We start from the raw sequence: 25,147 nt of genomic DNA on the forward strand, positions 1-25,147 counted from the left end.
CGTGGACGACGGGCGCTTGAGGGGTGATGGCCGGCTCGGTGACGACTTCTCCGGTGGTTGGTCCGAGCAGGACGACGGCCGGGAGGACTGGCAGTCGTTCCGGGACCGCGTCGACCGCGAATGGCGGGCGAGGCGGGTGCAGGCATCCGACAGCGACCCCGTGCGGGAGCCGCCGAACTGGCTGACCGACAGCAACGCCGGGCAGGAACCGATCCGGCCGATCGCGGGCGGTACCGAGTACCGCGACCGGCTGCTCGGCGGGCCGGGCGCGGAGCTGTTCGGCGGTTCGAGCGGGCCGCTGTACGACGCGCACGAGTTCGCCGCGTACAGCACCGAGCGGGACTTCGGGGCCGGACCGGACTCCGGTGAGCTGGCCGCGGCGCTGCCGCAGCAGGCCCACCAGGAGTACGTCGACGCGCCGCCGCCGACGGAGATGGAGACGTCCGGCCTGGTCCGGCCGTACTTCCGGACCCGCGGGCGGACGAAGGCGACGCTCGACCTGGCCATCGAGGCGTTGATCTCGACCAGCGAACAGGGCCGGATGCTCGACCGGGTCCGGGTGCCCGAGCACCGGTCGATCTGCGACCTGTGCGTCGACACCCGGTCGGTGGCCGAAGTGGCGGCGCTGCTGCGCCTGCCGCTCGGCGTGGTGCGGGTGTTGATTGGTGACGTGGCGGGCCTCGGGCTGGTGCTGGTGCATTCCAGCAGCCCGACCGTGGGCGACCGCCCGAGTATCGAGTTCATGGAAAGGGTGCTCAGTGGGCTTCGGAGAATTTGACTCCGACGCGAACGCGCCGCAGGTGACGGGTCCGACCTCGTCGGCCAAGATCGTGGTCGCCGGCGGGTTCGGTTCGGGGAAGACAACGTTGGTCGGGGCGATCTCCGAGATCGACCCGCTGACCACCGAGGCCATGATGACCGAGGCGAGCGTCGGGCACGACGACACCTCGGCCACGCCCAACAAGACCACCACCACCGTGGCGATGGACTTCGGGCGCATCTCGCTGGACTCGGACCTCGTGCTGTACGTCTTCGGCACGCCGGGTCAGCACCGGTTCTGGTTCATGTGGGACGACCTCGCGGTCGGCGCCATCGGCGCGGTCGTGCTGGTGGACACGCGGCGGCTCGCCGACGCGTTCCCCTCGATCGACTTCTTCGAGAACCGGAAGCTGCCCTACGTCGTGGCGATCAACTGCTTCGACCGGCTGCTGCACCACCAGATCGAAGACGTCCGGCACGCGCTGACCATCGCGCCGTCGGTCCCGATCATGGCGTGCGACGCGCGCGAGCGCGACTCCGCCAAGCAGGTGCTGATCTCCGTCGTCCAGCACGCGATCGCGCACGATTCGGCGTTGCGCGCGGGATAGCGGATGACCTCCCGAACCGGATGCGGCCGTTGGAGTGAACTCCGCGTGCTTCACCCACTTCGGGGAGTGGTGCCGTCGTCCGGAGCAGTGACCGGCCGCGCCGGTCCGCGGCGGCCGGCGGCGGGGCCACCGGTCCGGACCACCGGCACACCGGCTGACCTGCGCCGACACCTCGCGGTGGCGGCGCGGGACCGGCGTCGCCGGCTGTCGCCCGGAAGCGTGACCCCGTCCGGGTGGGCGCGGAGCGCGGCCACGCGCACACGTAGGGTGCGCTGCGGCCGGCCCGTGGTGGACTCGACACCACCGGCGGTGCGAATACGCTTTACCGTGGCGTCGTCGACCGGCCGTGCCGGACGCTCCGGGGTGCGGCACGCGATGCCGCGCGAGCAAGGAGGGGCAGTAGTGACGGCTTCCGGCCAGGGCACATTCGGCTGGCTCATCACGGACTTCGTGCGCCGGGTACCGGGTGCGGCGCACGCCGTCCTGGTGTCCGCGGACGGGCTGCTCCTCGCGCCGTCGGAAGGGCTGCCGCAGGAGCGCGCCGAGCAGCTGTCCGCGGTGGCGTCCGGGCTGATCAGCCTGACGCAAGGCGCCGCGCGCTGCTTCGAAGCGGGCGGCGTCAACCAGACCGTGGTGGAGATGGAGCGCGGCTACTTGTTCTTGATGTCCGTTTCGGACGGCTCGTCGCTGGCGGTGCTGGCCGCCCCGACGTGCGACATCGGCACGGTCGCCTACGAGATGACCCTGCTCGTCGAGCGGGTCGGCCAGCAGATCACCCCCGAGCTGCGCGCGCAGCTGCAGGGCGGCGTGCGTGGGTAGGACGAGATGAGGATTTCGGGATTCGACGATCCGGACTCCAGCGGCTGGGACGCACTGCACCGCGGCACCGAGCGCGAGGGTTTCGATTCGCCCAGCAAGTTCGACATGTCGACGCTGTCGATGATCATGCCCAAGCGCAAGCCGTCCCGGCCGAAGCCGGATCCGCAGGGCTACACCGACGAGGACACCCGTGAGTGGGGCTCGTCGTCCGACGACGAGGAGTACACCGGCGGGCACCGGCGCCACGTAGCGGACGACTACCCGCCCGCGCCGCCGCGCGAGTTCGCCGGCTACGCGGACGCGCACTCGCCCCAATACGCCGAAGACGGCTACGACCCGGCCGAGCCCGAGTGGCAGGACGGCGAAACTTACGCGCCGGAGCCCCCGGCACTGGAACCGGCGTGGACCCCGCCGCGGGGTGCCCGCCCGCCCGCGCCGCCGCGGCCCCCGGTCGCGCACCGGCCGCCCGCGCCGCGTCCGCCCGCGCCCCGGCACCCGGTGGCGCCCCCGCCGTCGTGGACGCCCCCGCCGGACCCGGAGACCCGCTGGATCCCGCAGCCGGAGCCGTGGGAGGACCCGGCCTGGCACGAACCGGCCCGCGTCGCGAGCCCGGTGCCGGTCGCTTCGGCGAACTCGCGGGTCCGCCCGTACACCCGCACCGGCGGGCGCACCCGGTCCGACCACAACCTGGCGCTGGAGGCGCTGGTCTCGACGTCCGACGACGGCCGCCGCTACCGCGGGGTCCGGTCGGTCGAGCACCGCCGGATCTGCGACCTGTGCCTGGACACCCGCTCGGTCGCCGAGATCGCCGCCCACCTGCGGCTGCCGCTGGGCGTGGTGAAGATCCTGGTCGGCGACATGGCCGACATCGGCCTGGTGCTGATCCACCAGACCGAGCTGATCCTCGGCGACCGCTCGTCCCGCGACTTCATGGAACGCGTGCTCGCGGGCCTGCGTGCGCTTTAACCCGCGGTGAGGTCGAGGGCCAGTGTGTTGCCCGGCCCGGCGACCGCCGTGTTGAGCACGGGCGTCGCCGACCCGCAGTTCGCGAACTCGCCGAGGGTGTACGTCGAGGTCAGCCGGCCGCCCTGGCCCGTGACGAAGCCGTCCGCGACGAGCTCCGTCGTCACCGGCTGGGCGGTGCCGCAGGAGGCCCCGACGTCGTACGGGACGCCGTTCACGCGCACGTCCGACAGCTTGACCGGCCAGGTCGCGGAGCCGGTGAAGCCGCTGAACACCGAGCCCTCGGCGCTGCCGGGCCCGAGCGTGACGATCCCGCTGACCGCGCCGATGCCGGGCACCACCTTGGTCACCTTCACCGGCGGCAGCGTGATCGTCCCGTAGAAGGTGTACGAGCCGAGCTGCGTGTACATGTCGAACTGGCCCGGCCCCAGCTTCAGATCGGCGCCCGGCTTCGCGATGTGCGTCGTCCCGCTGACGGTGTACTTCGAGTAGACCGGCGGCCCGGCCGCGTCCGCCGCTCCGGAGAAGCCCGCCCCACCCACGATCGTCGCCGCCGCTACGGCGGTCACTCGCGTTCCCCACTTCATGGACCAGGCTTACCACCTGCGAAGACGCTCCGGTGGGGATTCACCGGATTCAGTCTTCGACGATGGCCGCCGACGTGATCCGGTGGAGCGAGTACCGCTCGTTGTTCTCGCCTTCGAGGATCCCGCCGCCGACGCGCACCGGCCGGATCACGCGCTGGCTGGCGGTGCCGCGGGAGTCCACGAACCCGATCCACACCTCACGGCGCTCCAGTGTCGCCCGGGACAGCAGCTCGAGGGTGGCCGACGTGTCCGCGCCGCCGCCGACCGGCGCGCGCACCGCCGAGCCGCGGCGACGGGCCGAAGCCGCGTCGCCCGCGCGCAGGTTGGACACGATCCGGGTGGCCTGGTCCTCGGTCAGCACCGCCTGCTCGCCCGGGTTCCGGCGGGCCGCGCGCGCCTTCGCGGGCAGCCGCCTGCCGCCCGGGCGGATGTCGACGACCCGGCCGTCGGGGCCCTCCGCGGCCGGGGCGAACCCGGCCCCGCGCAGCCCGGCGAGCACGTCGTGCAGCGGGTCGGGGCTGATCACGACGGTCGGCGCGATCAGCCGCAGGTCGTGTTCCGCCGCGACGGGGTGGGCCAGCACCTCGGCCAGCAGCGCCTCGTCGTCGCACCGCAGGAACGACGCCGCGACCCCGCCGCGCAGCCGGCCGTGCCGCCGGGCGACGTCGTCGACCAGGTAGCTCAGGCCCTGCGGCACCGGCGTGGCCGACTTCGCCTTGAAGAGCGCGTGCAGCTCGTCGGCGGTGCGGCCGGTGTCAAGCGCGCGCCGCACCGAGGCCTCGGTGATCCGGTAGACGGTCGCGTGCCCGGCCGATTCGACGTCGGCGACCGCGTCCATCTCCGCGGCCAGCTCCGGCTCCAGCGGGCCCGGCGCGACCACCGTCAGGTCGGCCTGCAGCAGCACGTGGTCCACCGGCGCGGGCAGCGCGTCCATGATCGCTTCTACGGCGCCAGGCCGGTCTTCGGCGAGCAGCGCCCGCGTCGCCGTCGTGACGCCGCCGAGCCCGACCAGGCCCAGCGCGCTCGCCTCGGACATCGTCCAGCGGACGGTCTCGTCCCGCAGCCGCCCGCCGCGCCGGGGCGCCCGCCAGGCCAGCACGGCGACGAGCTCCTCGACGCTCTTGACCCCGGCGCCCTCGGGGAGGTCGGCCAGCGCCGCGAGGACCCGGCGGCGCGCGACCGGGGCGAGCGGGCGGCGCAGCTCCTCCGACAGCGGCGCGACCGGCTTGTCCTTGGCGTCGCGCCCGCCGGCCATCCCCGGCAGCCGCGGCAGCTCCAGCCACGCCTGGGCCAGCGTCATCCAGCGCTGCGCGGTCGGCGACGCGAGCCACGAATCGGTCAGCGTCGTGGGCACCCACTCGGGCGCGGTCGTCTCGCTGTCGGCGACGAGCCCGGCGCCCACGGCCAGCTCGGCCAGCAGGGTCGCCTGGGTTTCGTCGACCTCCAGGTCCTTCGCGAGCTTCTTCAGCTCGCGGACGCCGAGGCCGCCCGACTTGAGCACCGGCGGCGGCGCGGCCGACCACGCGCGCAGCAGGGATTCGGTGTGGCGCAGGAACTCCATCGCCTCACCGGCCGCCGCCTTGTCCACAGTGGACGGCTGGTGCGGGTGGACCGGAAGGCCGGGCTCGGTGAGCGTCCCGGGTGCGAAGGCCCCGCCGCGCACCGCGATGCCGAGCTCGCGCGGCAGCTCGACGGTCTGGTCGTCGCGGCGCAGCAGCAGCCCGCGGGCCAGCAGCTTCTGCACCGGCGTCTCGGCCTTCTCGAGCGAGAGGTCGAGCCCGGCGTCACGGGTCCGGCCGATCGGCGGCCCGGCGGCGAGGGCGGCGAGTACCCCGCGTTCGTCGTCGGACAGCTCGGCGAGCCGCGCTTCGAGGTCTTCACCGGCGAGCGACGGTGAGGAGGAGCCCAGCCCGGCCGGGAACGGCCCGAGAGCCTCCCTGGCCGCGGGCGGCACGCGCACGGCGTCGTCGGCACCCCAGGCCAGTGCCCGCTTGCGAAGCCGGGCCAGCGGCTCGGCGATGTCGGTGCCGACCAGCTTCGCCACGTCTTCGACCGGCACCGGATCGCGGTCCGCCCCGGCCAGCAAGGAGGCTTCGAGCACGGCGAGCGTGAAGCTGTCGAGGTCTTCGCAGGCACGCGCGACCGAGCCCGGCGTGCCGGCCCGGGTGGCCAGCACCGTGCTGTCGGAGGGCGGGGGCGTGGACAGGTCGCGCCGCGTGCGGAGCAGTTCGGTGAGTGCGCCGTCGGACTCCGCGCGCAGCCAGTCCGCCAGAGAGGTCGCGGGCATAGGCGACCAGGATACCGGGCGGTTGCGACAGCTCGCCCGGCCTCAGGCAGACTGTCCCCGGCGAGCCTTTCGGGGGTCCGGGTGGCGGCGCCCCCGGCCGGGGCGAAGCCCCGAGTGTTGCGGAAGACGAGGAACGGCTGTGGAGGACGTTGTGGCCAAGGGTGAGAAGAAGCACAAGGGCGTCGACCCGACCTGGCCGGGCGAGGCCGGCGAGCACCCCGTGACCGAGCTCGCGTCCGACCGCCAGGGCGCGCTGTCGCCGTTCGGCGACGTCACCTTCCCGCTCGACACGGTGCCCTACGTGCACCCGGAGACCGAGATCAACACCCAGCCGTAAAGTTACTGGTCAGTACCGGTATCGGCCCCTCGTGAGGGCGGTCACGGGAGTAGGTTCGCACCCGTCCCAGCCACCATTCCCATGCGGGGGTAAGTGCCATGCCGGTTCCCGGTCCCGGATATTCGATCACCGTCCGGGTCGAGGCCCCGGCTTCGTCCAGCGCGGCCGGTGACCTCACCACCGCCGTCGGGCGGGTCGGCGGGGTGCTGACGGCGTTCGACGTCGTCGAGTCGCACTCCGACTCGATCGTGGTCGACATCAGCGCCAACGCGTTGTCGGAGAACCACGCGAACGACATCACCCAGACGCTCGACTCGCTGCCCGGGGTCAAGGTCCGCAAGGTCTCCGACCGGACGTTCCTGATCCACCTCGGCGGCAAGATCGAGGTCACGCCCAAGGTCGCGCTCCGCAACCGTGACGACCTCTCCCGCGCCTACACGCCCGGTGTCGCCCGCGTCTGCCAGGCGATCGCGAACAACCCCGAGGACGCGCGCCGGCTGACCATCAAGCGCAACACGGTCGCGGTGCTCACCGACGGGTCCGCCGTGCTCGGCCTCGGCAACATCGGCCCGGCCGCGGCGCTGCCGGTGATGGAGGGCAAGGCGGCGCTGTTCAAGAAGTTTGCCGACGTCGACGCGTGGCCGGTCTGCCTGGACACCCAGGACACCGAAGAGATCATCATGATCGCCAAGGCGCTGGCCCCGGTGTACGCGGGCATCAACCTCGAGGACATCGCCGCGCCCCGCTGCTTCGAGATCGAGAAGCGCCTGCGCGAGCAGCTCGACATCCCGGTGTTCCACGACGACCAGCACGGCACGGCGATCGTGGTCGTGGCCGCGCTGCGCAACGCCCTGCGCGTGGTCGGGAAGAACATCGAGGACTGCAAGATCGTGGTCAGCGGCGTCGGCGCGGCAGGCTCGGCGATCATCCGGCTGCTGCTGCACAAGAACCCGGGCGACATCGTGGCCGCGGACATCGACGGCATCGTCCACTCCGCGCGCGGCAACCTCGACGACAACCTCACGTGGATCGCGTCGCACACGAACAAGCAGCAGGTCAGCGGCACCCTGCACGACGCGCTGGCCGGCGCGGACGTGTTCATCGGCGTCTCGGCGCCCAACCTGTTCGGCGCCGAGCAGGTCGCGACGATGAACAAGGACGCCGTCGTCTTCGCGCTGGCCAACCCGGACCCGGAGATCGACCCGCTGGAGGCGCAGAAGCACGCCGCCGTCGTCGCGACCGGCCGCAGCGACTTCCCGAACCAGATCAACAACGTGCTGGCCTTCCCGGGCGTCTTCCGCGGCCTGCTCGACGCGCACGCGCACAACATCGACGACACCATGCTGCTCGCCGCCGCGGACGCGATCGCCGACGTCGTGGACAACGGCAAGCTCAACGCGTCGTTCATCGTGCCGAGCGTGTTCGACAGCGCGGTGGCGCCCGCGGTCGCCGAAGCCGTCCGCAAGGCCGTGCGCGCCGAGCAACGCTGAGTCGTCACTTCGGAGGACCCCGGAGTCGTCCTTTGGAAGGACGACCGGGGTCCTTCGCTTCCCTAGGCTGAGACGTGACTCACCAGGGGGAGATCGCATGCTGAGGAGTTCGCTGGCCGCCGTGGTGGCGGCCTTGACCGTGACGCTGGCACCCGCGGTGGCGGAGGCGGGCGTGGCGACGTCGTGGGGCGCGTGCCCGGCGGACGTGACCCTGCCGGGCCTGGAGTGCACGACGCTCGACGTCCCGCTCGACTACCGGAAGCCGGACGGGACGCAGATCCAGGTAGCCGTCTCGCGGCTGAAGAGCACGAACCCGGCGCGCCGCCGGGGCGTGCTGCTGACCAACCCGGGCGGCCCCGGCGGGCCGGGCCTTGACCTGCCGGCGGTCCTGAAGCTGATCGGGCTGCCGCAGGGCGTCCTGGACGCGTACGACGTCATCGGGTTCGACCCGCGCGGCGTCGGCCACAGCACCCCGGTGACGTGTGATCTGGCCCCGGCGCAGCAGCGGAGCAACGTCCCGCCGTACGCCTCGAACCCGGCCGACGTGGCCGCGCGCGCCGAGTACGTGAAGGGAATCGCGCACCAGTGCGGCACGTCGAGGTCGGCGTGGCTGCTGCCGTACGTCACGACGGCGAACACGGCCCGCGACATGGACCGCGTCCGCGCGGCGCTGGGCGAGCCGAAGCTGTCGTACTACGGCGTCTCGTACGGCTCGTACCTGGGCGCGGTGTACACGACGCTGTTCCCGCAGCGCAGCGACCGGATCGTGCTGGACAGCAACACGTCCACCGGCGGGCTGGACGTCACCGGTTCCCGCCTGCTGGCCCAGGGTTTCGACGACCGCTTCCCGGACTTCGCCGCGTATGCCGCGTCGCACCCGGAGAACGGCCTGGGCACCACCCCGGCCCAGGTGACGGCGAAGTACTTCGACCTCGCGCGTCGCTTGGACGCCGCCCCGAACCCCCAAGGCGTCGACGGCAAGCTGTTCCGCCAGCTGACGTTCGGGATGCTGTACTACGACGCGACCCTTCCGTACCTGGCCACGGCTTGGCACGCACTGGACGAGGGCGGGCCGATCCCGCCCCCGCCCGGCGGCACTATCCCCGGCATCGAGAACCTGTTGTCCAGCCAGCTGTACGTGATCTGCGGCGACTCGAACTGGCCCGAGTCGGTGTGGACGTACCAGAAGAACGTCGCCGTGGACCGCTTCCGCCACCCGATGTTCGGCCCGGCCGCGGCCAACATCTGGGCGTGCGCGTACTGGCCGTCGGACCCGGTGGAGCCCCCGGTCCACATCGGCGACCGGGGCCCGTCGAACGTGCTGATGGCCCAGAACCTCCGCGACCCGGCGACACCGCTGACGGGCGCCAGGCGGCTACGCCAGGCCCTGGGCGACCGGGCGCGCCTGGTGACCGCGGACCAAGGCGGCCACGGCACGTACCTGTTCGGCACCAACAGCTGCGCGAACGACACGGTGACGGCCTTCCTGACCACGGGAGCCCGCCCCGCCCGGGACAAGGCCTGCGCGGCCGAGCCGCCCCGGCCCGCCCCGGCGGTGGCCGGCCGGCTGCGCGTGGTCGACGGTTGGCGGTGGGGCGCCGAAACCAGCCCCGGAGCTCTTCACGAGCTCCGCTGAAGCACCCGTACCTCGACCTCCGGAAGATCGTCGAACCGCGCCCGATTATCAGTGGTCACCAGAATCCGGCCGGTAGCCCGAGCGGTCGCTGCGATGATCAGGTCGTGCGCCCCGCGCACCTGTCCGCTCCGTCGCAGGTGTGCCAGCAGCTCAGCGTGGTGCTCGACCACACTCGTCGAGTAATCGACCAGCGGCGTGACGGCCAGCAGTTCGGCCAAGAACGCACTGTGCGCCGCCCGCCGAGCCGGGTTCGGGTCGAGCAGCAAACCCACCTGGTACTCGGTGACCACCAGCGTCGGAACGGCGACGTCGTCGTCGTCCCCGATAGCCCCCGCCGGTAGTCGTTGGCGGGCAGCGTCGATGAGGATTCCGGTGTCGAGGATCAGTCGTGCCACGGGTCGCTGTCCAGCTCGGCCGACGCCGTCTCGCGGACCTTGGTGACGTTCTCCTCGAACCGGTCGTCGACGTCGAGCTTTCCGGCCCAGCGGTGGAACACCGCGCACACCGCGACGCCGTTCGCGTGCGGGGCGGGCACGATCAGCGCGACCCGCTTGCCGTTGCGGGTGACGGCGATGGTTTCGCCGTTCTCCGCCTCGTCGAGCACGGCCGAGAACGACCTGGAGGCCTCGGAGGCGGACAGTTCGATCACGGAAATCAGATTATCAGATTCCGAAGTCCTGAACCAAGGGGTCACGGCGACCCGCCCGCCGGCGCCGGAAGTAGCCTCGGCGTGTGAGTGAACTCAGCCACGTCGACGAAACCGGCGCCGCCCGGATGGTCGACGTCTCCGGCAAGACCGCCACCGCGCGCACCGCGCTCGCGGCCGGCACCGTGCGGACCACCGCCGAGGTGCTCCGGCTGCTCGCGACCGACGGCCTCCCCAAGGGCGACGCCCTCGCCACCGCGCGGATCGCCGGGATCATGGGCGCCAAGCGGGTGCCCGAGCTGATCCCGCTGTGCCACCAGATCGCGCTGTCCGGGGTGAAGGTGGAGTTCGAGCTGGGCGAGGCCGAGGTCCGGATCCGCGCGACGGCCAAGACCACCGACGTCACCGGCGTCGAGATGGAGGCGCTGACCGCGGTGGCGGTCGCCGGGCTGACGCTGCACGACATGATCAAGGCCGTCGACCCGGCGGCGACGCTGGACGAGGTCCGCCTGCTCCGCAAGGACGGCGGCAAGACCGGAACCTGGGAGCGGCCGTGAAGCGCAGCGCGCGTGTGATCGTGGCGTCCAACCGCGCCGCGAAGGGCGTCTACGAGGACAAGACCGGGCCGGTGATCGTCGCCTGGCTGGCCGAACGGGGGTACGACGTGCCGGCGCCGGTCGTCGTCGAGGACGGCGAGCCGGTGGGGGTCGCGCTGCGGGCCGCGTTGGCCGACGAGGTCGCCGTCGTGCTCACCACCGGCGGCACCGGCATCTCGCCGACCGACCGCACCCCGGACGTCACCCGCGCCGTCCTGGACCACGAGCTGCCGGGCGTGGCGGACGCGATCCGCGCGGCCGGGCTGCCGAAGGTGCCCACGGCGGTGCTCTCGCGCGGTGTCGCGGGCGTGGCCGGGCGGACCCTGGTCGTCAACCTCCCGGGCTCCAGCGGCGGCGTGAAGGACGGCCTGGGCGTCCTGGACGGCATCCTGGACCACGCCGTCGACCAGCTGGCGGGCGGAGACCACCCGCGGCCCGCGGCGGCCGGTCCGGCGATCCGCGTGGCGCGGGCCATCGTGACCGAGGACGTGCTGTCCGTCGAGGAGCACGCCCGCCTGGTCGAGGACGACGCGGCGGGCGCGGTCGTGACCTTCGCGGGGGTCGTCCGCGACCACGACGGCGGCAAGGGCGTGCGCGACCTGACCTACGAAGGCCACCCGAGCGCGGGCGACGTGATCGCGGAGGTCGTCGCGGACCTGGCGGCGCGCTGGACCGGCGTCCGCGCGGTGGCGGTGAGCCACCGCGTCGGCCCGCTGACGATCGGCGACGTCGCGCTGGCGTGCGCCGTGGCGGCGGAGCACCGCGGCCAGGCGTTCTCGGCGTGCGCGGAGCTCGTGGACGAGGTCAAGGAGCGGCTGCCGGTCTGGAAGCACCAGCACTTCACCGACGGCACCGACGAGTGGGTCAACTCGCCCTGACGAGCCCTGTCCGGCCGGGGACGGTCAGGACGTGGATGGCCGCCCAGGCGCCGCCTCAGGAGGCGACCCACGCGACCCCGGGAACCACTCAGCCCTCCACCGCCCGGGGGATCGGCGGTGGAGGGCTGTGTGGAGTCACGGCGCTAGGCCGGACTTACGCATCGCTGCGCGATCGTCACTTGGTGGCGATCTTCTGGCCGACGAGGATCAGGTCCGCGTTCGGGATGTACTTCGCGTTCAGCTCCTGCAGCTTGGCGTAGCCGCCCTGGACGTTGAACTGCTTGGCGATCTTGGACAGGCTGTCGCCCGCCACGACGGTGTAGTCACCGGCCGGGTTCGAGGACGCCACGCCGGTCGCCGCCGGAGCCGCCGCCACCTTGGGGGCGGGCGTGCTCTTCTTCGGGGTCACCTTCTTGGTGGTGTTGGTCTTCGCGGTGGCCTTGGGGGCCGACGAGCCGCCACCCTTCTTGCCACAGACCGGCCAGGCGCCGATGCCCTGGCCCTGCAGGACGCGCTCGGCCACGGCGATCTGCTGCTCGCGGGACGCGTTCTGCGGGTTGCCGGTACCGCCGTAGGCCTTCCAGGTGCTCTGCGTGAACTGCAGGCCGCCGTAGTAGCCGTTGCCGGTGCTGGTGCTCCAGTTGCCGCCGCTCTCACACTGCGCGATCGCGTCCCAGTTGGTCGCCGACGCGGGGGTCGCGGCGATCGCGAGGGGAGCGCCGACCGCGATGCCCGCGATGGCGACGCGAGCGACGGTGCGGGTAGCAGCGGACATCTTGCGGTGCTTGCCTCGGTAAGACATCTGAATGCTTCTCGGTTTCCCTGCGCCTACGAGCCTGTGCTGAGGGTCAGGATCGGGGTCCTGGCGCCGGCCGTCTCAGGCCGGCAGACGAGTCCGACGCACGGCGCGTCTTCGTCGTCCCCTCGTCCCTGTCCGGAAATGCTTTCGCTCGGGGTATGGGTCCGGGGATCCGTTGGACAGGGCTAGGCGCTACGGATTCCCGGTCTTGCCGGCTGGTCGGGGCCAACCGAAAAGCGACGGTACGTAACGATCGCCGTGATCGGAAATTATTCGGGGCGTGACCTACGTCACAGTAACAGCACGCAACCTGGGTCGATGCGCCTGTTTGTGCAGGTCAGAGGGCCGTTATCTGCCCGTTTCCTACCCGAGATAAAACACGGATCGTGAGGCTTGCATCACGTGATTCGCGCAGCGAATGGACCATTCGCGGCGCCCGCTTGGCGATTGAAGCGCGCATCTTATGACTGGTCGCGGGAGTACGCCAGACTTGACAATCCAGCCACTCTTGCCCCAGGAGTCACATCAGCCCCACCTGTTAGTGGGGTTTGAATCCACCGCCGAAGCCGCTTGAAGTAGCGGTGGCCCCGGAAGAGGACCACGCACCGCGACCGACCAGGCGAAACGGGTCACCGGATGGCGTTGCGGCGGGCTGGGATCAGCTTCTCGCGAACACCCGGATTTGGTGACGCGCCACGCCGAGCCCCGAAAGAGCGGTCGGCGAGCGGTCGGCTGTGGTGCCCGAGCGGCGGGGAGAAGTACGGGAGGGGCGAAGTGGCGCCCGCAGGTGGGCGGCGGGTGGAGGGGGAGCGATCGGGCTACTGGCGGGGGCGGAGCACCGGGTCGGCGCTCGCCGGGCGCGAACTCGCTACCCGCGGCGTGCGGTTAGTAGAGGAGCTGTGGCTGGGCTGGAGGTCGGACGCGCGACGACCTGGCTGGTCGACTCGCGCTGGGTGGAGCAGTTGGGGCGGCGCACGGGCCTGGCTGGGTGGGCTCGCCGGGAGGGGGCGAACTCGTCACCTGCGGCGGCGAGCGGCCGGGCGGTGCCTCGGCTCCGGGGTTGGCGCCCCCCCTGGGCGGGCGTACTCGCCGCCTGCGGCGTGCGGCGGTGGGGAAGCTGCGGCTGGCCGCTCAGCGGACACGCGCGGGCCTGGCTGGTCGACCCGCGCTGGGCGGAGCGGCTGGGCCGGGCGGTGTGCGGGCCTGGCTGGTCGACCCGCGCTGGGCGGAGCGGCTGGGCCGGGCGGTGTGCGGGCCTGGCCGGGTCGGCGCTCGCCGGAAGGAGCGAAGCCGCCGCCTGCAGGCGGCGGCGCCTAGAAGGAAGGGTGGCCGGTAACTGGCGCCCGCATAGAGAAGGTGCGGCGCTGCCGCCGCAAGACAATGCGCCGACCTGCCCGCTCGGCACTGGCCGGAAGAAACGACTGTCCGCACCTCGAGCCGAGGGCACCCCGCGCAGCGACCAGAGTGAACCCCGGGAAGCGTCAGCCCCCGGCGAAGGGCGGCAGCACGTCCAGCTCCGCCCCATCCACCAGCACCCGCCCGAGGTCCCGCACCGCGACCCCGTCCAACAGATAGCTGACCGCGTCCAACACCCGCGGCAACCCCTCGGGATGCAGCCGCCGAAGCTCGCTCACCGCGTCAGCGACCGAGGCTCCCGAAGGCAGCTGCACCTTTTCCTCGTCCACCCCCGCCGCGGCGCGGGCCGCGGCGAAGTAGCGGACCACGATGGTCAGGGTTGCCATCTCAACCGCCGATCGCGCTCATCGGCCGGATCGGCTGGGCGAATCCGGCGTCGTTGATCTCGTGGCCGGCGAGCTTGCCCCACATCGTGGCCCGCCAGGCGTCCGCCACCTCCTCATCGCGCGCGCCCGCGCGCACGAGGGAGCGGAGGTCCGTCTCGTCGTTGCTGAACAGGCAGGAGCGGACCGCGCCGTCGGCGGTCAGGCGGGTGCGCTCGCACGCCGCGCAGAACGGCCTGGTCACCGAGGCGATCACGCCGACGTCGCCGGGGCCGCCGTCGACCAGCCAGCGCTCGGCCGGGGCGCCGCCCCGCGCCGCCGGGAACGGCGTCAGCTCGAACGACTCCGCCAGCATCGAAAGGATCTCCGACGCCGTGATCATCTCGCCGCGGTTCCAGCCGTGCTGGGCGTCCAGCGGCATCTGCTCGATGAAGCGCAGGTGGTAGCCCTCGGCCAGGCAGTACTTCAGCAGCGGCACGGCTTCGGTCTCGTTGACGCCGCGCATCAGCACCGCGTTGACCTTCACCGGCGACATCCCGGCGTCCCGGGCGGCCGCCATGCCGGCGAGCACGTGCGAGAGCCGGTCGCGGCGGGTGATCGTCTTGAACAGCTCCGGGTCGATGGTGTCGAGCGAGACGTTGATGCGGTTCAAGCCGGCTTCGGCGAGTGCCGCGGCCCTCCGCGCCAGGCCGATCCCGTTGGTGGTCATGGACAGCTTCGGCCGCGGCTCGAGCGCCGTGATCCGCGCGACGAGGTCCTCGAGGCCCGGCCGCAGCAGCGGTTCGCCACCGGTGAGCCGGATGTCGGTGACACCCAGCATCTCGACGGCGATCCGCATCAGCCGGACCAGCTCGTCGTCGGTCAGCACCTGCTCGCCCGGCATCCAGTCGAGGCCCTCCGCGGGCATGCAGTAGGTGCAGCGCAGGTTGCACCGGTCCGTGAGGGAAACCCGGAGATCGGTGGCCACCCGGCCGAAGGTGTCGATGAGGTGCGGGTTCTCGGGCCGGGGCACGCGAGATGACCCTCGTGTACCGGGAACACGAGGAAACCCGAGATCCACTGCAGTCATTAAGCACAGCGTAGCTCCGGAACGTCCGGAGTGAGCGGCTCGCTACGATACTTTGAGCAGTGAGTGGTTCAGTTGCCGAACTAAGAGGGCCTGTGACGGAAAAGACCTACCCGGTCACCGACGATGAACTCTTCCGCTTCGCGGAATTGGGTCGGCAGAGCAGCACGCTGACGGTCCTCCGGCACGCCAGGATCGCCGAGCGGATGGGCCTGTCCGGCACCGACCACAAGACGTTCGACCTGGTCATCCAATCGGGCGGACCGTTGACCGCCGGGCGGATCGCCGAGCTGACGGGCCTGTCGACCGGGGCGGTGACCGGCGTCATCGACCGGCTCGAGAAGGTCGGGCTGGTCCGCCGCGTCCGCGATCCGGAGGACCGCCGCAAGGTCCTCGTGGCCGTCGTGCCGGGGGCCGAGGAGCGCTTCGCGCCGCTCTTCGAGTCGGCCTTCGACGCCCTTCGCGAGACCCTGGCGCAGTTCTCCCCGGCCGAGCGAAAAGCCATCGAGCGTTATCAGAATGTCATCCTCGAACAGCTGCGCGCGGAAATCCTCGACAATGGCCGCCCCGCGTAGCTTTTCCTCAAGTGCGGAGATAATGTCTCTGACATGCCGCAATTTCGGTTGTCTGAGGCCGCACGCCTGCTCGGGGTCAGCGACGACACCGTGCGCCGGTGGGTGCGCGCGGGTCAGCTGACCGCCACCGACGACGCCGCCGGCCGCAAGGTCGTGGACGGCGCCCAGCTGGCCGGGTTCGCCCGGGCGCAGGCCGCCGGTCCCGAAGACCCGTCGACGGTCGGCCGCTCGGCCCGCAACCGGTTCGTCGGCCTGGTCACCGAGGTCATCGCCGACAAGGTGATGGCGCAGGTGGAACTGCAGTGCGGGGCACACCGGGTGGTGTCCCTGATGAGTACGGAAGCCGTCCGCGAGCTGGGCCTGCGCCCCGGAGTGCTCGCGGTCGCGGTGGTCAAAGCGACCACCGTCGTGGTGGAGACACCGGAAGGAAGTCGATGAAGAAGCTCGCTCTCGCCGTCGCGGCCGTCGCCTTGTTCGCGGGCGCCTGCAGCAGCTCGGACGAGCCCAGCACGCAGGCCGGCGGGTCGTCGGTCACCGCGCCGGCGCCCAAGGGGGCCGGGAACGCCGGCGGCGGCACGCTGACCGTGTTCGCGGCCGCGTCGCTCACCGAGTCGTTCACCGCGCTCGGCAAGGAGTTCGAAGCGCAGCACTCCGGCGTGACCGTGAAGTTCAGCTTCGCGGGCTCGTCCACCCTGGTGCAGCAGCTGACCAACGGCGCGAAGGCCGACGTCTTCGCCTCGGCCGACCAGGCCAACATGGACAAGGCGAACCAGGGCGGGGTGATCGACGGCCAGGCCACGGTGTTCGCCACGAACAAGCTCGCCATCGCCGTCGCGCCCGGCAACCCCAAGGGCATCAAGTCCTTCGCCGACCTGAACAAGGCCGGCGTGAACGTCGTGACGTGCGCGCCGCAGGTGCCGTGCGGCTCGGCGACCAAGAAGGTCGAGCAGGACACCGGCGTCACGCTCAAGCCGAAGAGCGAGGAATCGGACGTCAAGCAGGTGCTGAACAAGGTCGCCTCCGGGGACGCCGACGCGGGCCTCGTCTACGTCACCGACGCCACCTCCGCCACGGGCAAGGTCGAGAAGGTCGACTTCCCGGAGGCCGGGCAGGCGGTCAACAGCTACCCGATCGCCGCGGTCAAGGGCGGGCAGGCCGAGCTGGCGCACCAGTTCGAGGAGTTCGTCCTCGGCACCGAGGGCAAGAACGAGCTGACGAAGGCCGGGTTCGGTCCTGCGCAGTAGGCGGCTCGCGAACGGCCGGCCGGGATCCGTCCCGGCCGGCCGTTCACGCGTCCCGTGGGTCCTTGGCATCCCGGCCACGCTGGCGTTGGCGCTCGTCGTGCTGCCGGTGGTCGGCCTGCTGGTCCGCTCGGACCTGACGCGGCTGCCGTCGCTGGTCGCCACGCCGTCGTCGTGGCACGCGCTGCGGCTGTCACTGCTCACCGCGGGACTGTCCACCGTGGCCTGCGTGCTGCTCGGCGTCCCGCTGGCCGTCGTGCTGGCGCGCGCCCGGTTCCGCGGCGTCCGGCTGCTGCGCTCGATCGTGCTCCTGCCGCTGGTGCTGCCCCCGGTCGTCGGCGGTCTCGCGCTGCTCTACCTGCTCGGCCGCAAGGGTTTCCTCGGCATGCTGATCACCACGCTGACCGGGGAGTCGGTGCCGTTCACGACGGCCGCGGTGGTGATCGCGCAGACGTTCGTGGCGATGCCGTTCCTCGTCGTCAGCCTCGAAGGCGCGCTGCGCAACGCCGGCGACCGCTACGAGCAGGTCGCCGCGACGCTCGGCGCGCGCCCGTGGACGGTCTTCCGCCGGGTCACGCTGCCCCTGCTGCTGCCCGCGCTCGGCTCCGGCGTCGTCCTCAGCTTCGCCCGCGCGCTCGGCGAGTTCGGCGCCACGATCACCTTCGCCGGCAGCCTCGAAGACGTCACCCGCACGCTGCCGTTGGAGGTCTACACGCAGGCCGAAGTGGACATCGACAGCGCCGTCGCACTGTCCCTGCTGCTCATCGTCGTGGCGATCGTGGTCATCGCCGTCGCGCGGCCGCGCTCGTGGGAAGGCGGCCTGCGGTGAGCCTGACCGCCCGGATCGAGGCCGTCCGCGGCTCGTTTTCGCTGGACGTCGACCTCGACGTGCCGGCCGGGCACGTGCTGGCGCTGCTCGGGCCGAACGGTTCCGGCAAGTCGACGGTCCTGGGCTGCCTCGCCGGGCTGATCACGCCGACGTCGGCGGAGATCACCGTGGCCGGGCGCGCGTTGGTCGGCGTGGCGCCGCACCGGCGGGGGATCGGCCTCCTGTCGCAGGACGCGCTGCTGTTCCCGCACCTGTCCGTGGCCGACAACGTCGCGTTCTCGCCGCGCTCGACCGGCGCCGGCCGCCGAGCCGCGCGCGAGCGGGCCTACTACTGGCTGGCCGAAGTGGACGCCGTCGCCTTGGCCGACCGGCGGCCCGGGCAGCTGTCCGGCGGGCAGGCCCAGCGCGTCGCGATCGCCAGGGCGCTGGCCGCCGAACCGGAACTGCTGCTGCTCGACGAGCCGTTCGCCGCCCTCGACGTCGACGCGGCGCCCGCGATCCGCGGCCTGCTGCGGCGCGTGCTCAAGACCGGGCCGACGACGGTGCTCGTCACGCACGACCCGCTGGACGCTCTCGCGCTCGCCGACCACGTCGCGGTGATGAACGGCGGCCGTGTCGTCGAACGCGGCCCGACCCGCGAAGTGCTTTCGGCCCCGCGGACGGCGTTCACCGCGCGGATCGCCGGCCTCAACCTGGTCGCCGGCACCGCGGTCCCCGAAGGACTGCGGACCGCGGCGGGCGAGGTGGTGAGCGGGATCCCGGCGGCCGACGTGGTGCCCGGAGAGCCCGCGGTGGCGGTCTTCCCGCCGAACGCCGTCGCCGTCTACCCGCACGACGGCGAGCACCGCGGCAGCCCGCGCAACACCACCGACGCCGTCGTCTCGGCGCTGGAACCGCACGGGCCGGTGATCCGGGTCCGCGCCGAGGGCGACGGCTGGGCGCACGGCCTGACCGCCGACCTGACGCCGGCCGCCGTGGCCGAGCTCGCGCTGGAGCCCGGCTCGGCGGTGACGCTGTCGGTGAAGGCCGCGACCGTGGCGGTGCACCCGGCCGCGGCCTCCTGAGTCCCAGACCGGGGTCAGCCGTCGTGGTGGTGGCCGCCGCCCGGGTGGACGTGGAACTTGGCCACCTCCGGCGGGTGCACGACGAACGGCCGCATCATGCCCTCGTCCTCGTGGTCGAGGATGTGGCAGTGGTACATGAACTCACCGGTACCGCCGCCGAACTGCCCGGCCACGCTCACCCACTGGCCGGGGTTCACGATGATCGTGTCCTTCCAGCCCTCCTCGTACTTCTCCAGCGGGACGTCGGTGAAGCCGTCGATCGGCGCCGTCGTCCGCTCGGTGGCCTGGTCGAACGTCGTGGCGAACTTCCGCCGGAAGAGCGCCTGGAACTCGGTCAGGTGGATGTGCACCGGGTGCGCCGGCCCGCCGTTCGCGACGTGCACGATGTTCCACACCGCCCACCGGTCGTGGTCGATGAAGATCCCCGTCGTGTCGTCGAAGATCCGGCCGATCATCCGGAACGTCTTCAGTCCGCCGTTCGGGTCCTGGATCTGGATGATCCCCTCGCCGCCGGGATCCGCCTCGACCTGCTCCAGGTCCCACAGCTCCGGGTGGCCCGCCTTGTTGAGCAGCAGCGCGATCCAGACGTGGTCGTGGTCCTCGGGCAGCGTCGAGCCGTGCTGCAGCCGGACGTACGACGTCGAGATCTTCTCCGGCAGCCGGAACGGGTCGTGCTTCGCGCCGCTGTCGACGCGGAACTCCATCAGGTCCGGCTCGACCGTGCCCAGCCGCGGGTCGGCGTTGCGCAGCTTGAGCTTCTGCCCCTTGAAGCGGCTGAAGTCGATGAGGACGTCGAACCGCTCGGCCGGGGCGACGGTCAGCCCGCCGCCCGGCAGCGGGGCGGGCGCCGGCAGCAGGCCGCCGTCGGTGCCGATCAGGCGGACGGCGTCGTTGACCGGCGTGTTGTTCTCGTCGACCAGGTTGAGCGTGTAGAACCGCGAGTTGGCCGCGTTGAGCAGCCGGAAGCGGTACCACCGCGCGTCGACGTCGAGGTGCGGCCAGATCACGCCGTTGACCAGGTTGAACGGCCCCGTGAACGGGATCATCGGGCCGTTCGGCACCACCGGGACCTTGAACAGCAGCTGCCCGGTGAGCGCGCCGGTCGCCGGGTCGGTGTCGAGGTTCCGGTCGGTGATGATCAGCGGGATCTCGTGGTCGCCCTGCGGCAGGTCGAGCGCGTCCTCCTCGTCGTCGCGGACCAGGTACATCCCCGCCAGGCCGGTGTGGACGTTGAAGCGCGTGATCGCCATGGCGTGGTCGTGGTACCAGAGCGGCATCGCCGGCTGGCGGTTCTGGTACTCGGCCAGCTGCGAAGTGCCGTGGAGCCCGGCGTTGTGCGCCCAGCCGTCGTTGCCCGCGTTCGTGCGGGCGCCGTGGAGGTGCACGACCGTCCAGGCCGGCAGGTCCGCGACGCCCTCGATGACCGAGTAGCCGGGCCGGTCGAGCTCGCGGCCGGGACGGCTGGCCGGCCCGTCGGCGATCGGGCCCTGAACGGCGACGAGCGGGAACTCGCCGTCGATTTCGTTCGACCACGAAATCCGCAGTTGTTTGCCGCTGCGCACTTCGATTGTCGGGCCCGGGAAATGTCCCGCGTACGTCCACAACGTACTCGGCGGCAATTGCGAGTGCAGCCGCTGGCGCTTCGTGATCATCGGAATGGTGATGGTGTCCTGCCCGCCCCACGAATGCGGCCGGTAGACCGGCGGAACGCGCAGTGGGTCGAGGAACTTGGTGAGCCCCCAGTTCGGCGCGGCGACCGGTGCGGCGGCCGCCGGGCGCTCGATGATTTCGGTCATGCGATCTCCCCTTTTTGCGGACAGGGGGCAGGAAGAATCGCGCCGCCGCGGAACACGCGGACGCCGTTGAATGGTATTCCCCCGAACCCCCTCGGTGACCGGTACGCGAACTCCCCTCGCAATACCGGCAATTTCCACTGTAGCCGTTTTCGGCGGGGACCGCAGGTGTCACCCGCGCGTGATAGGTTCCGCGCATGAGCGAACGCCGGTGGACGTACCTCTCCGACATGGACGGCGTCCTGGTGAAGGAGGAGCACCTCGTCCCGGGGGCCGACGAGTTCCTTGCCGAGCTGAAGGCGAACGGCATCGACTTCCTGGTGCTGACGAACAACTCCATCTACACCCCGCGCGACCTGCGGGCCCGGCTCGAGCGCACCGGGCTCGACATCCCGGAGGAGTCGATCTGGACCTCGGCGCTGGCGACCGCGAAGTTCCTCTCGTCGCAGCGGCCGAACGGCTCGGCGTACGTCATCGGCGAGGCCGGCCTCACGACGGCGCTGCACGAGGTCGGTTACGTGCTGACCGAGCGCGACCCCGACTACGTCGTGCTGGGCGAGACCCGCACGTACAGCTTCAGCGCCATCACGCGCGCGATCCGGCTGATCGAGGGCGGCGCGAAGTTCATCGCGACGAACCCCGACGCGACCGGCCCCAGCCTGGAGGGCTCGATGCCGGCCACCGGGTCCGTCGCGGCGCTGATCGAGAAGGCCACCGGCCGCTCGCCGTACTACGTCGGCAAGCCGAACCCGCTGATGATGCGCTCGGCGTTGCGCCGATTGGGTGCGCACTCGGAGTCGACGCTGATGATCGGCGACCGGATGGACACCGACGTGCACTCGGGCATCGAGGCCGGGCTGCAGACCATCCTGGTGCTCACCGGCATCTCCACGCAGGAGTCGGCCGAACGCTATCCGTATCGGCCCACCCTGGTGCTGGACTCGATCGCGGACCTGATCGGGCGAACCACCGACCCGTTCGGCGAAGGCTGACGGTGGCCCGGGTGCACGCAGGGCTTATCGTCACCGGATGAGCAAGTCCACCTACGTTGTGGGCGACGTGCACGGCCACCGTGACGAACTGGCCGAGGCACTGCGCGCCGAAGGCCTGGTCGACGACGAGGACAACTGGTCGGGGGGCGAGGACCAGCTGTGGTTCCTCGGCGACTTCGTCGACCGCGGGCCCGACGGCGTCGGCGCGATCGACCTGGTCATGCGGCTGGAGGCGCAGGCGGCCGAGGCAGGTGGCCTGGTGCAGACGCTGCTGGGCAACCACGAGATCCTCGCGCTGGGGATGTACCACTTCGGCGACGAGCCGGTGCCGTCCGACTTCGGCCCGCGCAGCTTCGCCCGCAGCTGGGAAATCAACGGCGGCCTGCTGTCGGACCAGGACCGGCTGACCCCGGAGCACATCGAGTGGCTGGCCGCGCGCCCGCTTGCCGCGCTCGCCGCCGACCACCTGCTGCTGCACTCGGACACGCTCGAGTACCTCGACTGGGGCTCCACGATCGAGGAGATCAACGAGGCCGCGGGCGAGATCCTCACGGGCTCGGACCTCGAGGCCTGGTGGGACGTCTGGCGCCGGATGACGACGCGCTACGCCTTCCGCGGCCCGGACGGCGAGGAGAACGCCCAGAAGCTGATGGACGCGCTCGGCGGGTCCCGGATCGTGCACGGGCACAGCGTCATCGCCGACCAGCTGGGGATCCACCCGACGCAGATCGAAGGGCCGTTCCTGTACGCCGGCGGCAAGGCGCTGGGCGTGGACGGCGGCCTGTTCGTCGGCGGGCCCTGCCTGGTGGTGAAGCTGCCCTACGAACCGGAGTCGTGATCAGGGGAGGTCGACGATCTCCTTGCCGAGCGGCATCAGCGACACCGGGATCATCTTGAAGTTCGCGACGCCGAGCGGGATGCCGACGATGGTGAGGCACAGCGCGACGCCCGTGAAGACGTGCCCGAGCGCCAGCCACAACCCGGCGAAGACGAACCAGATGACGTTGCCGAGGCACGACGCGGCGCCCGCGTCCGGCCGGTCGACGACCGTGCGCCCGAACGGCCAGAGCGCGTAGTTCGCGATCCGGAACGACGCCAGCCCGAACGGGATGGTGACGATCAGGATGCAGCAGATCACGCCGGCGAGCAGGTAGCCCAGCGCCATCCAGAAGCCGCACAGGACGAGCCAGATGATGTTCAGCAGGACGCGCATCAGACGTGCAGCTCCCCGCTGAGGACAGTCACGGCCTGACCGGCGAGGTGGACGCGGTCGCCGTCCTGGCGCGTGCGGACGATGCCGCCGCGTGCCGAGACCTGGTGCCCGACGAGTTCGGTTTTCCGGAACTGCTCGGACCAGTACGGCGAGAGGATGCAGTGCGCCGAGCCCGTGACGGGGTCTTCGTCGATGCCGACGCCCGGTCCGAAGAAGCGGCTCACGTAGTCCGTTTCGTCGCCCTTCGCGGTGACGAGCAGCCGTCCGGTCCAGGTGTGCTTCAGCTTTTCGAGGTCGGGTTTCAGGTTTTTGACCGTTTCGGCGTCGGGCAGGACGGCGAAGAGGTTCTCGACGCCGCGTCCGGTGTATTCGATCTCGACGCCGGGGAGGATGCCGGACAGGTCGTCGTCGGTGGCCGTCGGCGGGTCGGTGGGGAAGTCCAGCTCGACCCAGCCGTCCTTCGCCGTGGCGCGGAGTTCGCCGCTCTTCGTGGTGTAGGTCTGGTCGCCGCCGAGCACGTGCGTGGTGGCGAGGGTGGCGTGCCCGCAGAGGGCGACCTCGACCTCGGGGGTGAACCACCGGAGCGACTTGGGACTTTGTGAGGTGACGACGAAGGCGGTCTCGGCGTGCTTCATCTCGGCGGCGACGGCCTGCATCCAGGTGGGGTCGGCGGGCTCGTCCAGCAGGACGACCCCGGCGGAGTTGCCGGTGAAGGCCCGGTCGGTGAAGGCGTCGACGATGAAGAAGCGCATGCCCCCAATGTAGCCAGGGCGGGCTTCTCGGACCCGCTTCTCGTGACGGGATCGGGGAGATCTAAGGGGTTTCCCCGATGGTCGGCCGCACGATCTTCTCGCCGTCGGGCCCGCGTTCGGGCTTGAGGTCGAAGACCTCGTCGTCGACGGCGTACTTGTTCTTGTGCTCTTTGTCGTCGTCCTTCTTCTTGCCGGCCGCCGCGCCCGTCGCTCCTGCTGCGCCTTTGCCCTTGGCAGCCGCGGCGGCGGTGGCCCCGCGTTCGAGCCGCTCGCCGCTCTTGCCCACGCCGCTGCCCTTGCCCACGCCCTTGCCTTCGCTTTCGCCGGCCGCTCCCTTGGGCGTGCCGCCGGCACTGCCGGAAACGCGCGACCCGGCGAAGCCGCTGCCGGCCCGTCCGGGCTTGCTGCCGCCCCGAGTGGTGTCCCCGCCGCCGGTGCTGGTGCCCCCGGGAGTGGTCCCGGGCATGGCGAGGCCGTCGGGTGTCATGCGCGTGAAGCTGCTCGCCGCGGGGGCGGCGCGGAAGTTGGTGTTGCCCGCGAAGTTCCCGGGCCCGCCGGTGCCGCTGGTGCTGCCCGGCGGCACGAAGGAGGGCGGGGTCGTGCCTGGTGCGGTCCCGGTCGTGCTTCCGGGGACGTAGCTGCCGCTGGTGCCGCTTCCGCCGATGTTCGGGGTGCCGGAGAAGCCGCCGGTCCCGCCGGTGCCGCTCGTTCCGTGGAACCCGGAGACGGAGGTGGAGTCCCCTTGCCCAAGCTGCGGCGGCGGCGCGTAGGTGGGCTGGGAGCTGGCGGTTTCGTGGTAGGTGCCGTCGAGGTTCTGCAGCACCTGAACGGCCTGCTGGTGCGCGGCGTCGGCCTGCTGCTGCTTGACCTGGATGCCGGCCATGGTGCCGCTCATGCCGACGAGGTCGCCGGAGTTGTACTGCTGTTTCGCCTTGTCGAGTTCGGCTTGCTGGTTGAAGCCGGTGGGCTCGGGCATGTTGGTCTTGGCGTAGTGCGCGGCCGCGGACTGCTGGGAGTAGTGGTTGGACGCCAGCTGCATCGCGTTGCCGGTTTGTTCCGTGTGGCCGGCGGTGCTCTGGAAGAAGCTGTTCGCCTGTTCGGCCGCTGGTCCTTGCCAAGAGCCGCCCGCCGCGGTGGCCGCGTCGCGGAACTGGTTCGAGGCATCGGCGAGCCAGTTCCCGTAGACATTGGCCACCCGGCTGCGGTCGTTGAGGTCCTCGAGGTCCAGGTTCTGGTGCACCATGTCGTATAGGACTTCGTGCGGCTGGCTCGCGTAGTTCTCGTCCGGGGCCGGTGCCCCGGAACGGAGGGTTTGCCCTTCCTGCAGGAGCTTCCCTTGCGCGACCGAATAGTCCGACGCGGCCTGCTGGGTGAGCCGTTGGCCGTCGGCCCCATGACCATGGAGCTTCTGGGCGGTTTCCGCGTAGTAGTCACCCTCGGACTGGCGATGCTGCGCCCGGTGCGGCTGACTCATGGCT

At 71.5% G+C, this 25,147-nt stretch carries 27 protein-coding genes; 16 read left to right on the forward strand and 11 right to left on the reverse strand.

Features of this window, described 5'->3' with window-relative positions:
• The first annotated feature begins 1 nt into the window (after position 1).
• From H4696_RS38165 to H4696_RS38180, 4 genes are all read left to right on the forward strand, one after another.
• On the forward strand, positions 2-778 hold the full coding sequence (locus H4696_RS38165) for a DUF742 domain-containing protein (RefSeq protein WP_086861436.1): 777 nt from the start codon (positions 2-4) through the stop codon (positions 776-778).
• Positions 759-1,367: a GTP-binding protein gene (locus tag H4696_RS38170; RefSeq protein ID WP_086861435.1), complete on the forward strand. Its 609-nt coding sequence runs from the start codon at positions 759-761 to the stop codon at positions 1,365-1,367. The genes H4696_RS38165 and H4696_RS38170 overlap by 20 nt, the downstream gene beginning before the upstream one ends.
• 402 nt (positions 1,368-1,769) lie before the next feature.
• Positions 1,770-2,186 (forward strand): roadblock/LC7 domain-containing protein, encoded by a 417-nt coding sequence (locus H4696_RS38175; protein WP_072476021.1) that lies wholly within the window; start codon positions 1,770-1,772, stop codon positions 2,184-2,186.
• Positions 2,187-2,192: 6 nt separating this feature from the next.
• Positions 2,193-3,152 carry a DUF742 domain-containing protein gene (locus tag H4696_RS38180; RefSeq protein ID WP_086861434.1) on the forward strand — a complete coding sequence of 320 codons (960 nt, stop codon included), beginning with the start codon at positions 2,193-2,195 and terminating at the stop codon, positions 3,150-3,152.
• On the opposite strand, the gene H4696_RS38185 is transcribed toward H4696_RS38180, so the two are convergent.
• Both H4696_RS38185 and H4696_RS38190 read right to left on the reverse strand, forming a co-directional pair.
• Positions 3,149-3,718 carry a hypothetical protein gene (locus tag H4696_RS38185; RefSeq protein ID WP_086861433.1) on the reverse strand — a complete coding sequence of 190 codons (570 nt, stop codon included), beginning with the start codon at positions 3,716-3,718 and terminating at the stop codon, positions 3,149-3,151. The two genes, H4696_RS38180 and H4696_RS38185, sit on opposite strands and share 4 nt — an antisense overlap.
• 67 nt (positions 3,719-3,785) lie before the next feature.
• A complete protein-coding gene (locus H4696_RS38190; protein ID WP_086861432.1) occupies positions 3,786-6,023 on the reverse strand; it encodes a helicase-associated domain-containing protein in 2,238 nt (745 codons plus the stop codon).
• Between the two features lie 151 nt (positions 6,024-6,174).
• On the opposite strand from H4696_RS38190, the gene H4696_RS38195 reads away from it, so the two are divergent.
• The 3 genes from H4696_RS38195 to H4696_RS38205 all read left to right on the forward strand — a co-directional run bounded on the left by H4696_RS38195 (position 6,175) and on the right by H4696_RS38205 (position 9,486).
• Positions 6,175-6,360: a hypothetical protein gene (locus tag H4696_RS38195; RefSeq protein ID WP_086861438.1), complete on the forward strand. Its 186-nt coding sequence runs from the start codon at positions 6,175-6,177 to the stop codon at positions 6,358-6,360.
• Between the two features lie 98 nt (positions 6,361-6,458).
• On the forward strand, positions 6,459-7,850 hold the full coding sequence (locus tag H4696_RS38200) for an NAD-dependent malic enzyme (protein ID WP_086861431.1): 1,392 nt from the start codon (positions 6,459-6,461) through the stop codon (positions 7,848-7,850).
• A gap of 97 nt (positions 7,851-7,947) precedes the next feature.
• Positions 7,948-9,486 carry an alpha/beta hydrolase gene (locus H4696_RS38205; protein ID WP_086861430.1) on the forward strand — a complete coding sequence of 513 codons (1,539 nt, stop codon included), beginning with the start codon at positions 7,948-7,950 and terminating at the stop codon, positions 9,484-9,486.
• Here the strand turns inward: H4696_RS38205 and H4696_RS38210 are convergent.
• Together H4696_RS38210 and H4696_RS38215 are read right to left on the reverse strand one after the other, a co-directional pair.
• On the reverse strand, positions 9,471-9,881 hold the full coding sequence (locus tag H4696_RS38210; RefSeq protein ID WP_086861429.1) for a PIN domain-containing protein: 411 nt from the start codon (positions 9,879-9,881) through the stop codon (positions 9,471-9,473). The genes H4696_RS38205 and H4696_RS38210 overlap by 16 nt on opposite strands.
• Positions 9,869-10,135: a type II toxin-antitoxin system Phd/YefM family antitoxin gene (locus H4696_RS38215; protein WP_086861428.1), complete on the reverse strand. Its 267-nt coding sequence runs from the start codon at positions 10,133-10,135 to the stop codon at positions 9,869-9,871. The genes H4696_RS38210 and H4696_RS38215 overlap by 13 nt, the downstream gene beginning before the upstream one ends.
• Positions 10,136-10,218: 83 nt before the next feature.
• On the opposite strand from H4696_RS38215, the gene moaC reads away from it, so the two are divergent.
• Entirely contained in the window at positions 10,219-10,689 is a 471-nt protein-coding gene (gene moaC / locus H4696_RS38220; RefSeq protein ID WP_086861427.1) for a cyclic pyranopterin monophosphate synthase MoaC, read from the forward strand.
• On the forward strand, positions 10,686-11,606 hold the full coding sequence (locus tag H4696_RS38225) for a molybdenum cofactor biosynthesis protein MoaE (RefSeq protein WP_086861426.1): 921 nt from the start codon (positions 10,686-10,688) through the stop codon (positions 11,604-11,606). Before moaC ends, H4696_RS38225 begins: the two co-directional genes overlap by 4 nt.
• A 175-nt stretch (positions 11,607-11,781) precedes the next feature.
• Here H4696_RS38225 and H4696_RS38230 read toward each other — a convergent pair whose 3' ends face one another.
• The 3 genes from H4696_RS38230 to moaA form a co-directional block, all read right to left on the reverse strand.
• Positions 11,782-12,408, reverse strand: coding sequence for a LysM peptidoglycan-binding domain-containing protein (locus H4696_RS38230; protein ID WP_192782764.1), 627 nt, complete (start codon positions 12,406-12,408; stop codon positions 11,782-11,784).
• Between the two features lie 1,478 nt (positions 12,409-13,886).
• Positions 13,887-14,147, reverse strand: coding sequence for a MoaD/ThiS family protein (locus H4696_RS38235; protein ID WP_192782765.1), 261 nt, complete (start codon positions 14,145-14,147; stop codon positions 13,887-13,889).
• A 1-nt stretch (position 14,148) separates the two neighbouring features.
• Positions 14,149-15,156 (reverse strand): GTP 3',8-cyclase MoaA, encoded by a 1,008-nt coding sequence (gene moaA, locus H4696_RS38240; protein WP_086857223.1) that lies wholly within the window; start codon positions 15,154-15,156, stop codon positions 14,149-14,151.
• Between the two features lie 149 nt (positions 15,157-15,305).
• Between moaA and H4696_RS38245 the strand changes: the two genes are divergently transcribed.
• From H4696_RS38245 to H4696_RS38265, 5 genes are all read left to right on the forward strand, one after another.
• A complete protein-coding gene (locus H4696_RS38245) occupies positions 15,306-15,785 on the forward strand; it encodes a MarR family winged helix-turn-helix transcriptional regulator (RefSeq protein ID WP_086857224.1) in 480 nt (159 codons plus the stop codon).
• A gap of 33 nt (positions 15,786-15,818) precedes the next feature.
• Positions 15,819-16,223, forward strand: a complete 405-nt coding sequence (locus H4696_RS38250) for a TOBE domain-containing protein (RefSeq protein WP_086857225.1) — start codon at positions 15,819-15,821, stop codon at positions 16,221-16,223.
• Complete coding sequence (modA, locus tag H4696_RS38255) at positions 16,220-17,029, forward strand: molybdate ABC transporter substrate-binding protein (protein ID WP_086857226.1); 810 nt, start codon at positions 16,220-16,222, stop codon at positions 17,027-17,029. Before H4696_RS38250 ends, modA begins: the two co-directional genes overlap by 4 nt.
• Positions 17,030-17,114: 85 nt before the next feature.
• Entirely contained in the window at positions 17,115-17,855 is a 741-nt protein-coding gene (locus H4696_RS38260) for an ABC transporter permease (protein WP_225955915.1), read from the forward strand.
• The gene (locus tag H4696_RS38265) at positions 17,852-18,919 is read left to right on the forward strand and encodes an ATP-binding cassette domain-containing protein (protein WP_192782766.1); all 1,068 of its coding nucleotides are present in this window, start codon (positions 17,852-17,854) and stop codon (positions 18,917-18,919) included. The genes H4696_RS38260 and H4696_RS38265 overlap by 4 nt, the downstream gene beginning before the upstream one ends.
• Before the next feature lie 14 nt (positions 18,920-18,933).
• Here H4696_RS38265 and H4696_RS38270 read toward each other — a convergent pair whose 3' ends face one another.
• Entirely contained in the window at positions 18,934-20,715 is a 1,782-nt protein-coding gene (locus tag H4696_RS38270; protein ID WP_086860845.1) for a multicopper oxidase family protein, read from the reverse strand.
• Between the two features lie 194 nt (positions 20,716-20,909).
• Here H4696_RS38270 and H4696_RS38275 point away from each other — a divergent pair, with 194 nt between their 5' ends.
• Positions 20,910-21,704: an HAD-IIA family hydrolase gene (locus H4696_RS38275; RefSeq protein WP_086860844.1), complete on the forward strand. Its 795-nt coding sequence runs from the start codon at positions 20,910-20,912 to the stop codon at positions 21,702-21,704.
• Between the two features lie 37 nt (positions 21,705-21,741).
• The gene (locus H4696_RS38280) at positions 21,742-22,542 is read left to right on the forward strand and encodes a metallophosphoesterase (RefSeq protein ID WP_086860842.1); all 801 of its coding nucleotides are present in this window, start codon (positions 21,742-21,744) and stop codon (positions 22,540-22,542) included.
• Here the strand turns inward: H4696_RS38280 and H4696_RS38285 are convergent, their stop codons facing one another.
• The 3 genes from H4696_RS38285 to H4696_RS38295 form a co-directional block, all read right to left on the reverse strand.
• Positions 22,543-22,917: a YccF domain-containing protein gene (locus tag H4696_RS38285; protein WP_086860840.1), complete on the reverse strand. Its 375-nt coding sequence runs from the start codon at positions 22,915-22,917 to the stop codon at positions 22,543-22,545. It lies immediately after the preceding gene.
• Positions 22,917-23,669 (reverse strand): PhzF family phenazine biosynthesis protein, encoded by a 753-nt coding sequence (locus tag H4696_RS38290; protein WP_086860838.1) that lies wholly within the window; start codon positions 23,667-23,669, stop codon positions 22,917-22,919. The genes H4696_RS38285 and H4696_RS38290 overlap by 1 nt, the downstream gene beginning before the upstream one ends.
• A gap of 61 nt (positions 23,670-23,730) precedes the next feature.
• A complete protein-coding gene (locus H4696_RS38295) occupies positions 23,731-25,143 on the reverse strand; it encodes a hypothetical protein (protein ID WP_086860836.1) in 1,413 nt (470 codons plus the stop codon).
• Positions 25,144-25,147: the final 4 nt, after the last annotated feature.

The organism is Amycolatopsis lexingtonensis, from assembly GCF_014873755.1.
Classification (GTDB): Bacteria; Actinomycetota; Actinomycetes; order Mycobacteriales; family Pseudonocardiaceae; genus Amycolatopsis; species Amycolatopsis lexingtonensis.